Here is a 13,825-nt window from a genome sequence, read left to right as displayed (position 1 = left end):
CGCCGGGGTCACCGGGCGGCCAGGGCCCGGAGTGCGGCGATCGCCTGCGCAGGGTCGTCGGCGCCGTAGACCGCCGACCCGGCCACGAAGACGTCGGCGCCGGCCTCCGCGGCCTGCTCGATGGTGTCGGCGTTGATCCCGCCGTCGACCTCGAGGAACAGCTGGAGGTGGCCGGCCTCCACCAGCCGCCGGGCCTCCCGGACCTTCGGCAGCACCTCGGGCATGAACGACTGCCCGCCGAAGCCGGGCTCCACCGTCATGACCAGCAGGGTGTCGAACTCCGGCAGCACGTCGAGGTAGGCCTCCAGCGGCGTGCCCGGCTTGATCGCCAGCCCTGCCAGCGCCCCGGCGGCCCTGAGGTCGCGGGCGACCTTGCGCGGGTCGGTGCAGGCCTCGGCGTGCACCGTGACGTTGCGGGCGCCGGCCTCGGCGTACCCGGGCGCCCAGCGCTCGGGGTCCTCGATCATCAGGTGGCAGTCCAGCGGCACTGGGCTGACCGCCTGGATCGCCTGCACCACCGGCAGGCCGAGGGTCAGGTTGGGCACGAAGTGGGCGTCCATGACGTCGACGTGCACCCAGTCGGCGTCGGCGATCCGCTGCACCTCGTCGGCGAGCCGGGCGAAGTCCGCGGACAGCAGGCTGGGCGCGATCATGGGTTCCCGGGTCACCCCGCGATGGTAGGCAGTGCGATGCCGCCATCGGACCCCGGTCCGAGCGCCGCGGCATCGGTGCGGGGAACCCGCGACTGCTCGGGTGGCACGGGAGAACCTGCAGCTCAACGCGGGTGGCCCTAGCCTGCCGCCATGATCGTCGATCACCGCGGCCCCAGCCGGCGGCACCCGCCCGCACCTCGGGTGGGCGTCGGGCTCCCGTCGGCTGCGCTCGTCCTCACCCTGCTGGTCACGGCCTGGGGCGTGGGCACGCTGCTCGCCTCCTGGACGGCAGCCGCGCTCTGCGCCGGCGTCGGACTGGCCATGTGGTGGCGCTGGCTGCCGACCGCCGCGGAGGTCGCCGACCAGCGCCGGGCAGCCGACGCCCTGCGTCACCGGCGCGACCCGGGGCCCAGCCACCGGGACGCCGTCGACCGGGTGGCCCGCGACCTGCTCGCCCGGCCGGCCAGCGACCTGTGGGGCCCCGCCGCTGTGCTCGCCGGGCTGGCCGTGGCCTGCGGCGTCGCGGCAGTGCTACGGGCGGACGTGCTGGTGGCCGCGCCGGTGCTGCCGCTGCTGGTGGCCGCCGCGTCGGTGGTCGTCGCGGGTCACCGCGAGCTGTTGCGGGCCTCGCGCTGGCTCGACGCCCCGCAGGCCGTGCGGGAGGAGCAGGCGTGACCGGCGCCGTCGACCGGGGGACCACCGACCGCCCCTCGGCCTGGCAGGCCTGGGCCGTCCCGCCGGCGGCCACGGCGTACACGGCGGCGCTGGTCATCGCCCAGGGCGGCCGGTTCCCGGCGCTGCTCGGCCCGCTGGGCTGGTGGCTCGTCGGCGCCGTCGCCGTCGTGTCGCTGCTGGTCACCGCGGTGACCCGGCTGCGCGGGCCCGGGCACCGTCAGGTGGCGGCTCGCCGGATCCAGCACGCGCTGCGGGCCCACGTCGACCCCGGGCCGGAGCTGCGCGAGCGCGCCGACCGCCAGGCCCGGCACCTGGCCGGACAACGGTGGGCTGCGCCGTTCTTCCTGGTGGTCCCGCTGTTGTTCGTCGACGCGGCTCCGTGGGACCGCCCGGTCCTCGCCGGTGCCGCGCTCGCCGTCCTGGTGGCCGCCTTCGCCGCCATCGCCGTGACCACCGCCCGGTCCGGCCGGGACGCACGGCGCTGGCTGGCCGACCCCCCGGGGCCACCGCGCCCCCTGCCACCCGCTGCGCCGTGGCAGCGGGTGGCGCCGGTGGCCATGGCGGTCGGGGGCGCCAGCGCCGTGGCCTCCTTCGTGATCGGGCTCATCGCCGAGTGACCGTGACACACCGGGTCGGACGTGTCCGGACGGCTCAGACCCTCGTGCCCGGGTCCCCGGGCGGACCACCTCCGTCGTCGCCGGGCGGGCGTGGGGCAGGCTGCTGACGTGCAGCTGACCGACGGGGTGGCCGCCCGGCTGGCGGCGGTGTGCCTGGACCGGCGCGGCCGGCTCCGCGACTACGACATCTGGGACGCCGCCGCCCGCGGCGCCCTGCTGGTGGACCTCGTGCACGCCGGACGGCTGGTGGACGCCGACGACGGGCTGGCCCTCACCACCGACCCGACCGGCTTCCTCCCCGCCGACGCCCTGCTGACCGCCGTCGCCGCCGAACCGGGAGAGCCGCTGGACCGGTGGATCGACCACGGGCCGGTGGGCATGCGCGACGTCGCCGAGTCCTGCGCCGCCGCCGGTTCCTGGACGGCGCGGCGCGGGCTGCTGGGCACGCGGTACGCCGCGCCGGCACCGGTGGACCCGGATGCCGCGGTCGCCGCTGCTGTCGTCGTCCTGACCCGTGCCTGCGGCGCCGACGGACGGCGCCCCGAGCCGGTGTCCGACGACGAGCTCGGCGCGACCGGTGACCTGCGCTGGATCTGCCAGGCGGTCACCGACCGGCTCGCGGTGGTCCACCGCCGGTACCTGGGCTCCGCGGGAGCGGCCGACGGTGGCTCCGTGCCCTACTACTGATCGTCCGCGTCCCTGGTCAGGTCGGGCAGGTCGAGCCAGGCCGCCCAGCTGAGGTCCCGGCCGACGAACCGGGGTGCGCGCAACGGCCACTCCGCCGCCAGCCAGGCGGGGACGACGGCGTCCAGGGCCCGCTCGGTCGGGCTGCCCACGAGCCGGTCGACCACCCACCAGGAGACCTCCGCGTCGGCGCCGCCGGCCTTCTCCGGTGGGTCGACGTAGACGCAGCCGAGCAGCTCGGTCTCCTCGCGGGGGAACAGCCCGTACAGGAAGCTCTCGTGCGCGGCGGTCTCGCGGGCGTGCCGGGCCAGGTCGTCCCGGTCGGCCTCGATGGTCATGGTGGCCGGCGGCCAGCCCCAGGCCGGGCCGTAGACCGCCCACAGCCGCTCGCGGGAGCCCATGACCGCCGGGAAGTCGATGTCGGTGTCGGCCTCGCTCATCGGCCGAAGGTGCTCACCGGTCGGCAGCTCGGCGCGGACGGGGTGGGCGAAGTCCTCGGGCAGCCACGGCACGGCAGCGGACGCTAGTGCTGGGAGGCGGTCACGGCGAGCGGGTTCCGCCCCGCGGCTACCGTGCGCCGGTGACCAGGAACCGCAGCGCAGAGGAGCAGGCCACGATCGCCCGTGGCGAGGCGGAGCTGCGCAGCTGGGACCGCCGGCGCCGGCTGCTCATCGAGGCCGCCGTCCTCACCGGGGCCGCCCTCTACGCCTTCCTGGTGCTGGGCGGCGGCGACGCCTCGGCCGCGGTGTCCTGGGGGTTCCTGCTGCTGGCCGTGCTCCTCCGCGCCGCCGTCTGGCGGTGGGGCGACCGGGGTGCCCGGACCGACGGTGCCCGGGTCGACTTCGCGCTGCGGCACCACCGGCTGGCCGGCTGGGCCCGCCCCGACGCCGTCCGGGCGCGGGCCGAGCAGCGAGTGCACCGGGCCGGCCTGCACCGCGCCTGCTGGAGCACCGTGGCGGTGGTCTTCGCCGCGGTCACCGTCATGACGCTGGTGGCCGACCCGCCCAGCCCGGGGCTCGCCGTGTTCGGCGCCGTCGGCGTGGTGGGCTGCGGTGTCCTGCTGTGGCTGCACCAGCGGGGCCTGGCCGAGGCGCGGCGCTGGCTCGCCGACCCGCCGGTCTGAGCCTCAGCGGGTGCGGCGGAGCAGCGCCAGGAACATCGCGTCGGTGCCGTGCCGGTGCGGCCACAGCTGCCCGTAGTCGCCACGCTGCACACCGGGCACCTCCGGGAACAGCGGCGCGACCGGCAGCACCTCGACGTCGTCCCGGCCGGCGACCGCGTCGACCACGTCGACGGTCTCGGCGGTGTGCGGCGAGCAGGTCACGTAGGCGACCACTCCCCCGGGCCGCACCGACGCCAGCGCACTGTCCAGCAGCTGCCGTTGCAGCTCGGCCAGCGGGGCGACGTCGGCGGGCCCGCGCCGCCAGCGCACCTCCGGCCGGCGGCGCAGCGCGCCGAGCCCGGTGCACGGGGCGTCCAGCAGCACCCGGTCGAAGGAGCCGGCCGGCCAGTCCGGCGCGGTGCCGTCGGCGACCCGGACGTCGACGTCGTCCTCGCCCGTCAGCGCGCCGCGCACCAGCTCGGCGCGGTGCTCGCTGCGGTCGGCGGCGGTCAGGTGCACCCCCGCGGGGCGGACGGCGGCGAGCAGCCCGGCCTTGCCGCCGGGGCCGGCGCACATGTCCAGCCAGCGCTCGTCGGCGCCCTCCAGCGGTGCCCGGGTGAGCGCCAGGGCGGCCAGCTGGCTGCCCTCGTCCTGCACGGCCGCCGCACCCGAGCGGACGGCGGGCAGCCTGCCCGGGTCGCCGCTGGGCAGCCGGACGGCGAAGGGCGACCACGGCCCGGGCTCGCCGCCGGACTCGGTGGCCAGCTCGTCGCGGTCGACGTGCCGGGCGACCAGGTGCACCTCGGGTGCGGCGTCGTCGGCGAGCAGCGCGGGCTCGACCTCGTCCTCGGCCCCGAGGGCGTCGCGCCAGGCCTCGACGATCCAGCGCGGGTGGTCGGTGGTCAGGCTCAGCCGCTCGTCGTCGTCGGCCGGCGCCAGCGCGGTCACCCAGGCGGCCCGGTCCCCGCCCGCGGCGACCTTGCGCAGCACGGCGTTGACCAGCCCGGAGGCCCCGGTGCCGACGATCGCCCGGGTCAGCGCCACGGTGGTGTCGACCGCGGCGTGCGCGGGCACCCGCAGGTCGATGAGCTGGTGGGTGCCCAGCCGCAGCAGGTCCAGCACCCGCGGGTCCAGCTCGGCCAGCGGCCGGGAGACCAGCGTGGTGAGCACCGCGTCCAGCGTGCCGGTGGCGCGCAGGGTGCCGTAGGCCAGCTGGGTGGCGAAAGCGGCGTCGCGGGGCTCCAGCTGCCGTTCGCGCAGCAGCTGGGGCAGCAGCAGGTTGGCGTAGGCGGCGCGGCTGGAGACGCCGTCCAGCACGTCGTAGGCGGTCAGCCGGGCGCCGTCGAGCACCGGCCGGTGCCGCCGGGACTCCGGTCGCTGGCCGTTCGGCCGCTGGTTGCCCCGGCCGGGGTCGTTCCGCCGCTTGTGCGCCGCCCGGCGCTCCGGCCCCGTCATGCGCCCACCTGCTCGCCGAGTCGCTCGCCGGGCTCGGGCCGGGCGCCGCGGGCCCAGTCGGTCGCGGGGGTCATCTTCTTGCCGGCCGGCTGCACCTGGGTGAGCCGGACAGCGCCGCGCCCGGTGCCCACGAGCACACCGGTCGGGCCGACCGACAGCTCGCCGGGCTCCAGCGCCAGCGAGGAGGTCAGCGGCTCCACCGGGGCCAGCCGCAGCCGGTTGCCCCGCCAGGTGGTCCAGGCACCCGGCGCCGGGGTCACGCCACGGACCCGGCGGTCGACCACGTGCGCGGGCAGCGCCCAGTCGACGCGGGCGTCCTCGGTCTCGATCCGCGGCGCGAGGCTGATGCCCTCGGCCGGCTGCGGCTCGGGCCGCAGCGAACCCTCGGCGATGCCGTCCAGGGTCGCCACCAGCAGCCGGGCACCGCTGACCGCCAGCCGGTCGAGCAGGTCGCCGGCGGTGTCGCGGGGGCCGATCGGCTCGGTGACGACGCCGAACACCGGCCCGGTGTCCAGCCCTGCCTCCAGGCGGAAGGTGGCCGCGCCGGTGACCTCGTCACCGGCCATGACCGCGTGCTGCACCGGCGCGGCGCCGCGCCAGGCCGGCAGCAGCGAGAAGTGCAGGTTCACCCAGCCGTGCCGCGGGACGGCGAGGGCGGCCGGCGGCACCAGCGCGCCGTAGGCGACGACCGGCGCGCAGTCCACGGCCAGGTCGGCGAGCTGGGCGAGGAACTCCGGCTCCCGCGGGGAGCGGGGCTGGAGCACCGGGACGCCGGCGGCGTCGGCGCGCTCGGCCACCGGCGAGCGGCTGGTGCGCCGGCCCCGGCCGGACGGGGCGTCGGGTCGGGTGAGGACGGCGACGACCTCGTGGGCGGAGTCCAGCAACGCGTCGAGGGCGACGACGGCCGGCGCCGGCGTACCGGCGAACAGGAGCCTCAGTGGGGGCTCACCTTCACGACGGGGGCCGGGACCGGCGAGCCGTCGGGCAGCCAGGACTGGGCGCCCTGCCACTCCGCCCCCTGCAGCACCGACAGCGCGGCCGCGCGGGCCTCGGCGTCCAGCCGGTCGACGAACAGCACGCCGTCCAGGTGGTCGGTCTCGTGCTGGATCGCGCGGGCCAGCTTGTGCGAGCCCTCGACCCGGATGGGTTCGCCGTACATGTTCCAGCCGGTGGCCGCGACGGTCACGTAGCGGTCGCAGTCGAACCGGAAGCCGGGGATGGACAGGCACCCCTCGGCGTCCCGCTCGACGTCCTCGCCCACCGGCGTCACGTCCGGGTTGACCAGGTGGCCGACCTCGCCGTCGACGTACCAGGTGAACACCCGCAGGCCCACGCCGATCTGCGGCGCGGCGATGCCCGCCCCACCGGCGGCGTGCATGGTGTCGGTCAGGTCGGCGACGAGCTGCTGCAGCTCCTTGTCGAAGTCGACGACGGGGGCGGCCGGGGTGCGCAGCACCGGGTCGCCCATGATCCGGATCGGGGTGACGCTCACCGGACGATGGTAGGTGCCCCGGAGTACAGCGGTCGCGGGGTGACCTGGCTACGGTGCAGGAATGGCCTCACTCGCCTCCCACCGCGTGCACGCCGTCCTCAGCACCGTCGTCGACGGCCTGGCGGTCGGCGGCGCCGAGGCGGCCCTGGACCACCCCGCCCGGTCCGCCGCCCGGCTGCGGGTCCAGCTGGCCGTGGTCGCCGTGGTCGCCGCGGAGACCGTCGCCCACGACCTGCCCGCGCTGCGCCGGGCCTTCAGCGGCATGCCGACCCAGCCGACCCACCCTGCCGACCAGGCCGTGCTGCGCCACCAGGGGCTGGTCAGAACCGGCTGGGGGCTCGGGGCCGCCGCCGTCCACGGCCCGCTCGCCCGGGCACTGCGCCGCCGCGGTCACCGGCGGCCGCACCTGCTGCTGGGGGTCCTGGCCGGCGTGGGCACGGCCGCCTGCACACTGCCGGTGCGCTGGCGGCGGGCCACCGAGCGGGCCGCCGAGGACCTCGCCGCCGCGCAGCTGGACGACGAGCTGGCGCAGCTGCTCGCCCAGTCCACCCACTGACCCCGCCGGCGACGTTCCGGTACCGGGCCGGGGTTCCTCGGGCCTCAGGCGAGTTCGAGCGGGTCCAGCTGCACGCGCACGTGCTCGGCGACCTTCTTGGCGCTGCGCACCCCCTGGACGTCGTGCAGCGCGCGGGCCAGCGCGACGCCGTCGCTGCGGCGGACCCGCACCAGGTACCGCTCCCGCTCGCCGTCCTGACCCGGCCGGGGCGGCTCGGGCACCGGGCCCAGCACGTCGGCGCCCTCGGGCAGCCGCAGCGCGTCGAGGAAGTCGGCCAGCGCCGCCGGTGACGCCGCCAGCGAGGCCATCCGGGTGACCGGCGGGAAGCCCAGCTCGCGGCGGTCGGCCAGCTCCCGGGCGGCCAGGCCGGCCGGGTCCCAGCGGACCAGCGCCTGCACCACCGGGTGCCCGGCGTCGGCGGCCACCACCACCTGACCACCGGCGCGGACGAGCGCGGCCGCGTTCACCCAGCGGCGCATCGTCTCCTCCCCCGCCCGCAGGTCGGCCCGGCCCAGCAGCGCCCAGGAGTCCAGCAGCAGGGCCGCGCCGTAGCCGCCCTCGGCCACCGGCTCGGCCCCGGGGGTGGCCACCACGATCGCGGGTTCGGCGGAGACGGTGGCCAGCACCCCCGAACCCCGGCCGGAGACCCGCACGGCCGCGCCCGGGAACGCCCGGCCCAGCTCCTCGGCTGTCCGGGAGGCACCGACCACCGCGGCTCGCAGCTTGGTGCCGTGGCAGTGCGGGCAGTCGAAGGTGGCGGCCGGCCGGGCGCACCACCGGCAGGCCGCAATCCGGACGCCGTTCGGCCCGGGTGCCGGGGCGATGCCCAGCGGTCCGGCGCAGTGCGCACAACGGGCCGGGGCGCGGCACCGGTCGCAGACCAGCGAGGGGACGTAGCCGGACCGCGGCACCTGGATCAGCACCGGGGCGTCGGCCTGCAGCGCGCGGCGGGCGGCCGCGAAGCCGAGCGTGGGCAGCCGGGCCGAGCGGGCGGCGGGGTCGCGGGCCAGCTCGAAGTCGCTGCCCAGCGCCTCCACCCGGGGGGCCGCGGCGCGCAGTGTCGCGCGGTCGGCGATCAGCTCGTGCGCCCAGCCGGACTCCACCAGCAGCGCCGCCTCCGCCGTGCGGGCGGTGCCGGCCACCACGGCCGCGCAGGAGGCCAGGTGAGCCCGGTGCACCAGCACGTCCCGGGCGTGCGGGTAGGGCGCCCGGGGCTCGGCGTGCAGGTCGTCGCCGTCGTCCCAGACCACCACCAGGCCCAGGTCGCGCACGGGCGCGAAGACCGCCCCCCGGGTGCCCAGCACCACCTGCGCGGTGCCGCGAGCCGCGCTGAGGAACCGGCCGTAGCGGGTGTCGGGGGTGGAGTCGGCGCGCAGCACCGCCACCGACCCGGCCGGCAGGAGCCGCTCCGCGGCTGCGGCGAGCCGGTCGAGGTCCTTGCCGTCCGGGACGACGACCAGTGCGCCCCGCCCGCCCGACAGCGCCGCCTGGGCGAGCTCGGCCAGCCGGGTCGGCCAGTCCTCGCCGGGCAGCGCCGTCCACACCGCGCGGGCCGGGTGCCCCTCGGCGACGGCGGCCAGCAGCTGCGGCCCGGTCGGGTACCGGGCGAACCCGGCCGGGTCGGGTGCCGGCGGCGGTGGCGGCGGGTCCAGCCGGGGCCGCTTCTCCGGCGCCCCGCGCCGGGGCGGCAAGGCCAGCCGCAGCACGTCGGTCATCGACCCGGCGTAGCGGTCGGCCACCGAGCGGGCGAGCTCGGCGACCTCCGGGGTGAGCACCGGCTCGGCGGAGACCACCTTCGCCAGCGGGGCCAGCTTGCCGGTGTGGTCGCTGCTGCCGGCCAGCTCCAGCACGACGCCGTCCACGAGCTTGCCGGCGAACCTGACCCGCACCCGGCAGCCGGCGACCACCTGCTCGGCCAGCTCGTCGGGCACGGCGTAGTCGAAGGGCCGGTCCAGGTGGGCCAGCGGCACATCGACGACGACCCGGGCGACCCGCTGCGTGCGGGTGCCCGGGTCGTCGTCGGTCGGCAGTGCCGTGGTCAGTTGACGCCCACCGCCGACTTCAGCGCGTCGACGCGGTCCAGCCGCTCCCAGGGCAGTTCGATGTCGGTGCGGCCGAAGTGCCCGTAGGCCGCGGTCGGTGCGTAGATGGGGCGCAGCAGGTCCAGGTCGCGGACGATCGCGCCGGGGCGCAGGTCGAACACCGAGGTGATCGCCTTCTCCAGGGCCTCCTCCGGCACGGTGTTGGTGCCGAAGGTCTCGACGAAGAGCCCGACCGGGTGCGCCGCGCCGATGGCGTAGGCGACCTGCACCTCACAGCGGCGGGCCAGCCCCGCGGCGACGACGTTCTTGGCCACCCAGCGCATGGCGTAGGCGCCGGAGCGGTCGACCTTCGACGGGTCCTTGCCGGAGAAGGCGCCGCCGCCGTGCCGGGCCATGCCGCCGTAGGTGTCGACGATGATCTTGCGGCCGGTCAGCCCGGCGTCGCCCATCGGACCGCCGATGACGAACTTGCCGGTGGGGTTGACCAGCAGCCGGTAGCCGGTGGTGGGCAGGCCCAGGGCGGCGAGCTCGGGCTCGACGACGAGCTCCTGCACGTCGGGGGCGAGCAGCGTGTCGATGGAGATGTCCTCGGCGTGCTGGGAGGAGACGACCACGGTGTCCACGGCGACCGGACGGTCGTCCTCGTAGACCACGGTGGCCTGCACCTTCCCGTCGGGGCGCAGATAGGGCACCGACCCGTCCTTGCGGACGGCGGACAGGCGCTTGGACAGCCGGTGCGCCAGGGCGATCGGCAGCGGCATCAGCTCGGGGGTCTCGTCGACGGCGTAGCCGAACATCAGGCCCTGGTCGCCGGCGCCCTGACGCTCGATGAGGTCCTCGGCCGCCGCGGCCCGGTGCTCGGCCCCGGTGCGGGCCTCGTAGGCGGTGTCCACGCCCTGGGCGATGTCCGGGCTCTGGGCGCCGATGGAGACGCTCACGCCGCAGGAGGCGCCGTCGAAGCCCTTGCGGGAGGAGTCGTAGCCGATGCCCAGGATCGTGCGGCGGACGATGTCGGCGATGTCCACGTACCCGGAGGTGGTGACCTCTCCGGCGATGTGGACCTGACCGGTGGTGATGAGGGTCTCGACGGCGACCCGGCTGCGCGGGTCCTGCGCCAGCATGGCGTCCAGGATCGAGTCGCTGATCTGGTCGGCGATCTTGTCGGGGTGGCCCTCGGTCACCGACTCGGACGTGAAGAGACGGCGTGGCACTCGGTTCTCCCTGAGGTCGGCTGCCGAGCGCGGTGGTCGCGTTCGGTGGGCACGTCGCTGCGCTGCCGTCGTGCTGACGTCGGCGTGGCGGTGCGGCCCGTCGACGAAGGCTACCGGCGGTCGCCGACAGCCGTCGGGTGCGGCAGGGCGTCCACACCCGCCGGGGCCAGCTGCGCGGCCACCGCGTCCCAGATGCCGGCGGCGACGGCGTCCTTGCGCCCGGCCGGCACCGGGGTGGCCGTGCCGTCCGGCGCGAGCACCGTCACCTCGTTCTCGGCGCGGCCGAAGACCCGCCCGGCGGAGACGTCGTTGACCACCAGCAGGTCGGCGCCCTTGCGGGCCAGCTTGGCGCGGGCGTGGGTGAGCACGTCACCCTCGGCGTCACCGGTCTCGGCGGCGAAGCCGACCACCAGCTGCCCGGCCGGCCGCGAGCCGACCAGCTCGACGAGGACGTCGGGGTTGCGCACCAGCTCGATCGAGCTGGGTTCGCTGGCCCCGCCCTTCTTCAGCTTGCTGCCGGCGACGTTGGCCGGGCGGAAGTCGGCCACCGCGGCGGCCATCACCACCACGTCGGCGCCCTGGCCGGCCTCGGCCTGCACGGCGGTGCGCAGCTCCTCCGCGGACTCCACCGGGACCACCCGGACCCCGAAGGGCGCCGGCTGGTCGACGTTGGCCGCGACCAGCACCACCTCGGCCCCGCGCGCGGCGGCCACCCGGGCCAGCGCCCAGCCCTGCATGCCGGAGGACCGGTTGCCCAGGAAGCGCACCGGGTCCAGCGCCTCGCGGGTGCCCCCGGCGGTGATCACCACCCGGCGGCCGGTGAGGTCCTGGCGCAGCGCACCGGCTCCCGCGGTGAGCACCAGCTCGGCCAGCGCGGCCACGTCGGCGGGCTCGGGCAGCCGGCCGGGCCCGGAGTCGGGTCCGGTCAGCCGGCCGACCGCCGGGGGCAGCACGACCGCGCCCCGGCGGCGCAGGGTCGCGACGTTGTCCTGGGTGGCCGGGTGCAGCCACATCTCGGTGTGCATCGCGGGCACGAAGACGACCGGGCAGTGCGCGGTGAGGAGGGTCGCGGTGAGCAGGTCGTCGGCCCGCCCGGCGGCGGCACGGGCCAGCAGGTCCGCGGTCGCCGGGTTGACGAGCACCAGGTCGGCGGTCTGGCCGATCCGCACGTGGGCGACCTCGGGGACGTCGTCCCACACCTCGGTGGAGACCGGGTTGCCGCTCAGCGCCTCGAAGGTGGCCGCGCCGACGAAGCGCAGCGCCGAGGCGGTCGGCACCACGCGCACGTCGTGGCCGGCCTCGGTCAGGGCGCGCAGCAGCAGCGCCGACTTGTAGGCGGCGACGCCGCCGCCCACGCCGAGCACGATCTGGCTCATGGGTCCATCCTCCACGCACGACGGAGCCCCCGGCACCAGCCGGGGGCTCCGTCATCAGTTCGGGGGCCGTGAGGTGCTGGAACGGCCCCCTCGCAGGGCCCCGCCACGAGCGTGCGAGTGGTGGGGGGCGAGGGGGTCCTTCCTCAGTTCTCGCCGGCGGTGTGGGTCAGCAGGCCCTCGTTGATCTCGCGGAGCGCGATCGAGAGCGGCTTCTCCTGGGGCGCGGTGTCGACCAGCGGGCCGACGTACTCCAGCAGGCCCTCGGAGAGCTGGCTGTAGTAGGCGTTGATCTGACGCGCGCGCTTGGCGGCGTAGATGACCAGCCCGTACTTGCTGCTGGTGCGCTCGAGCAGCTCGTCGATCGGCGGGTTGGTGATGCCCTCAGGGGCGGGTGCGACTCCGGACACGGGCGGGCGTGCTCCTCAACTCGGTGTGCGGGCGGGCGGCGGAACGAGTCCGCGCGGTCGCCTCGGGTGCGCCCTCGGCAGCGGTCAGCGACCAGCGGGCGGAGGCGCAGTCAGCAAGCCTACCAACTCGTCTGCCGCTCTGGCCACGTCGTCGTTGACGACGACCACGTCGAACTCCCCGGAGGCGTCCAGCTCGGCCTGCGCCAGCGCCAGCCGGCGCTCCTGGACGTCGGGGTGCTCGGTGCCCCGGCCGGCCAGCCGGCTGACCAGCTCACCCCAGGACGGCGGGGCGAGGAAGACCAGCTGGGCCTCGGGTGCGCGGGTGCGCACCTGACGGGCCCCCTGGAGCTCGATCTCCAGCAGCGCGGGCGCCCCGGAGGCCAGCTGCTCCTCCACCGGCGCGACCGGGGTGCCGTAGCGGTTCCCGGCGTACTCGGCCCACTCGAGCAGCCCGTCGTTGGCGATCAGCCAGTCGAAGTACTCGTCGTCGACGAACCAGTAGTGCTCGCCGTCGACCTCGCCCGGCCGGGGAGCCCGGGTGGTCACCGACACCGACACCCAGACCTCCGGGTGCCGGCGCCGGACCTCGGCGACGACCGTGCCCTTCCCCACCCCGGAGGGTCCGGAGAGCACGGTCAGCCGCGCGCGGCCCAGCCCACCTGCTCGGCGCCCCTCGGACCGGGGTGGCCGGAGACCACCGCGGGATCCGCTCAGAGGAGGCCCTCGGTGGGCACCTGGTCCGGCTCGACCTGCTCGCCGGCGAACTCGGACTCCAGCGCGCGACGCTGGTTGGCACCCAGGCCGCGCACGCGGCGGGTGGGCGAGATCTCCAGGCGCTCCATGATCTTGGCCGCACGGGCCTTGCCGACGCCCGGGAGGGACTCCAGGACGGCCGAGACGCGCATCTTGCCGATGATCTCGTCGGTCTCGCCCTGCTTGAGGACGTCGCCGACCGTGGTGCCCTTGCTCTTCAGTCGCTCGCGCAGCTCGGCACGGGCCTTTCGGGCCGCGGCGGCCTTCTCCAGGGCGGCGGCGCGCTGTTCGGGGGACAACTCGGGAAGGGGCACGGAGCAACCCAATCGTGTTCATGCCGGCACAGCGACCGGCGTGGTTCTTCGGTGTGGGACTTGCCTGCGAGGCGGCCCTCGGTATGAGCCTGGCCGCCAACCTAGTCACCCGGAACGCGCTGGTCACCCTGGACCCCGTGTCGTCGGCGCCGGGGCGGTGTGCTGCACGGACACGCGTTCGGACCGGACGGTGCCGTAACCGGACCGTCACCGCTGGTCAACCGGCCGGTCGGGCACCCCGCAGCCAGCCGGCCACCCCGGCCAACAGCAGCCCGCCCAGGACCGCGACGCCCCCACCGGCCACCTGAACACCGCTCAGCGACGTCCGCCAGGGCGCCGGGCCGCAGGACGGCCACTCCGGGCAGGCCGGCTCGTAGCTGCCCCCGTACACCACCACCGGGTCGGCCCCGCCGGTCAGCAGGAGGACGACGCCGGTGCCCAGCCACAGCACCGCGACCGCGCCGGTGACCAGCACACTGCGGGGCACC

At 76.6% G+C, this 13,825-nt stretch carries 17 protein-coding genes; 5 read left to right on the top strand and 12 right to left on the bottom strand.

Features of this window, described 5'->3' with window-relative positions; translation table 11 throughout:
• Window positions 1-8: 8 nt before the first annotated feature.
• Window positions 9-668 carry a ribulose-phosphate 3-epimerase gene (rpe, locus tag HLA93_RS07360; protein ID WP_308127994.1) on the bottom strand — a complete coding sequence of 220 codons (660 nt, stop codon included), beginning with the start codon at window positions 666-668 and terminating at the stop codon, window positions 9-11.
• Window positions 669-803: 135 nt separating this feature from the next.
• Between rpe and HLA93_RS07355 the strand changes: the two genes are divergently transcribed.
• From HLA93_RS07355 to HLA93_RS07345, 3 genes are all read left to right on the top strand, one after another.
• On the top strand, window positions 804-1,328 hold the full coding sequence (locus tag HLA93_RS07355) for a hypothetical protein (RefSeq protein ID WP_222193679.1): 525 nt from the start codon (window positions 804-806) through the stop codon (window positions 1,326-1,328).
• Entirely contained in the window at window positions 1,325-1,945 is a 621-nt protein-coding gene (locus HLA93_RS07350) for a hypothetical protein (protein ID WP_222193678.1), read from the top strand. The genes HLA93_RS07355 and HLA93_RS07350 overlap by 4 nt, the downstream gene beginning before the upstream one ends.
• 108 nt (window positions 1,946-2,053) lie before the next feature.
• Window positions 2,054-2,632, top strand: a complete 579-nt coding sequence (locus HLA93_RS07345; RefSeq protein WP_222193677.1) for a GPP34 family phosphoprotein — start codon at window positions 2,054-2,056, stop codon at window positions 2,630-2,632.
• Here the strand turns inward: HLA93_RS07345 and HLA93_RS07340 are convergent.
• Window positions 2,626-3,141, bottom strand: a complete 516-nt coding sequence (locus HLA93_RS07340; RefSeq protein WP_222193676.1) for a hypothetical protein — start codon at window positions 3,139-3,141, stop codon at window positions 2,626-2,628. The two genes, HLA93_RS07345 and HLA93_RS07340, sit on opposite strands and share 7 nt — an antisense overlap.
• Window positions 3,142-3,209: 68 nt before the next feature.
• Between HLA93_RS07340 and HLA93_RS07335 the strand changes: the two genes are divergently transcribed.
• On the top strand, window positions 3,210-3,752 hold the full coding sequence (locus HLA93_RS07335) for a hypothetical protein (RefSeq protein ID WP_222193675.1): 543 nt from the start codon (window positions 3,210-3,212) through the stop codon (window positions 3,750-3,752).
• A 3-nt stretch (window positions 3,753-3,755) separates the two neighbouring features.
• Here HLA93_RS07335 and HLA93_RS07330 read toward each other — a convergent pair whose 3' ends face one another.
• Genes HLA93_RS07330 through def form a run of 3 tightly spaced genes read right to left on the bottom strand, consistent with a single transcriptional unit; the run spans window position 3,756 to window position 6,678 of the window.
• A complete protein-coding gene (locus tag HLA93_RS07330; protein WP_222193674.1) occupies window positions 3,756-5,186 on the bottom strand; it encodes an RsmB/NOP family class I SAM-dependent RNA methyltransferase in 1,431 nt (476 codons plus the stop codon).
• Window positions 5,183-6,115: a methionyl-tRNA formyltransferase gene (gene fmt / locus HLA93_RS07325; protein ID WP_222193802.1), complete on the bottom strand. Its 933-nt coding sequence runs from the start codon at window positions 6,113-6,115 to the stop codon at window positions 5,183-5,185. Before fmt ends, HLA93_RS07330 begins: the two co-directional genes overlap by 4 nt.
• 5 nt (window positions 6,116-6,120) lie before the next feature.
• Entirely contained in the window at window positions 6,121-6,678 is a 558-nt protein-coding gene (def, locus tag HLA93_RS07320; RefSeq protein ID WP_222193673.1) for a peptide deformylase, read from the bottom strand.
• A 61-nt stretch (window positions 6,679-6,739) separates the two neighbouring features.
• Here def and HLA93_RS07315 point away from each other — a divergent pair, with 61 nt between their 5' ends.
• Entirely contained in the window at window positions 6,740-7,234 is a 495-nt protein-coding gene (locus tag HLA93_RS07315; RefSeq protein WP_222193672.1) for a hypothetical protein, read from the top strand.
• Window positions 7,235-7,278: 44 nt separating this feature from the next.
• Here the strand turns inward: HLA93_RS07315 and HLA93_RS07310 are convergent, their stop codons facing one another.
• The 7 genes from HLA93_RS07310 to HLA93_RS07280 all read right to left on the bottom strand — a co-directional run bounded on the left by HLA93_RS07310 (window position 7,279) and on the right by HLA93_RS07280 (window position 13,824).
• Window positions 7,279-9,264 carry a primosomal protein N' gene (locus HLA93_RS07310; RefSeq protein WP_222193801.1) on the bottom strand — a complete coding sequence of 662 codons (1,986 nt, stop codon included), beginning with the start codon at window positions 9,262-9,264 and terminating at the stop codon, window positions 7,279-7,281.
• 8 nt (window positions 9,265-9,272) lie between these two features.
• A complete protein-coding gene (gene metK / locus HLA93_RS07305; RefSeq protein ID WP_222193671.1) occupies window positions 9,273-10,487 on the bottom strand; it encodes a methionine adenosyltransferase in 1,215 nt (404 codons plus the stop codon).
• A gap of 110 nt (window positions 10,488-10,597) precedes the next feature.
• Window positions 10,598-11,863 carry a bifunctional phosphopantothenoylcysteine decarboxylase/phosphopantothenate--cysteine ligase CoaBC gene (coaBC, locus tag HLA93_RS07300; RefSeq protein WP_222193670.1) on the bottom strand — a complete coding sequence of 422 codons (1,266 nt, stop codon included), beginning with the start codon at window positions 11,861-11,863 and terminating at the stop codon, window positions 10,598-10,600.
• Between the two features lie 143 nt (window positions 11,864-12,006).
• A complete protein-coding gene (rpoZ, locus tag HLA93_RS07295; RefSeq protein WP_014741310.1) occupies window positions 12,007-12,270 on the bottom strand; it encodes a DNA-directed RNA polymerase subunit omega in 264 nt (87 codons plus the stop codon).
• A gap of 84 nt (window positions 12,271-12,354) precedes the next feature.
• Window positions 12,355-12,903 carry a guanylate kinase gene (gene gmk / locus HLA93_RS07290; protein ID WP_439957963.1) on the bottom strand — a complete coding sequence of 183 codons (549 nt, stop codon included), beginning with the start codon at window positions 12,901-12,903 and terminating at the stop codon, window positions 12,355-12,357.
• A gap of 77 nt (window positions 12,904-12,980) precedes the next feature.
• On the bottom strand, window positions 12,981-13,337 hold the full coding sequence (gene mihF, locus HLA93_RS07285) for an integration host factor, actinobacterial type (protein ID WP_222193669.1): 357 nt from the start codon (window positions 13,335-13,337) through the stop codon (window positions 12,981-12,983).
• A gap of 217 nt (window positions 13,338-13,554) precedes the next feature.
• Window positions 13,555-13,824: a hypothetical protein gene (locus HLA93_RS07280; RefSeq protein ID WP_222193668.1), complete on the bottom strand. Its 270-nt coding sequence runs from the start codon at window positions 13,822-13,824 to the stop codon at window positions 13,555-13,557.
• Between the last annotated feature and the right edge of the window lies 1 nt (window position 13,825).

The sequence above is a fragment of the Modestobacter italicus genome, assembly GCF_019799965.1.
GTDB classification, from domain to species: domain Bacteria; phylum Actinomycetota; class Actinomycetes; order Mycobacteriales; family Geodermatophilaceae; genus Modestobacter; species Modestobacter italicus_A.
The sequence above is the reverse complement of the archived record's forward strand: the minus strand, read 5'-3'. Positions and strand labels throughout refer to the sequence as shown.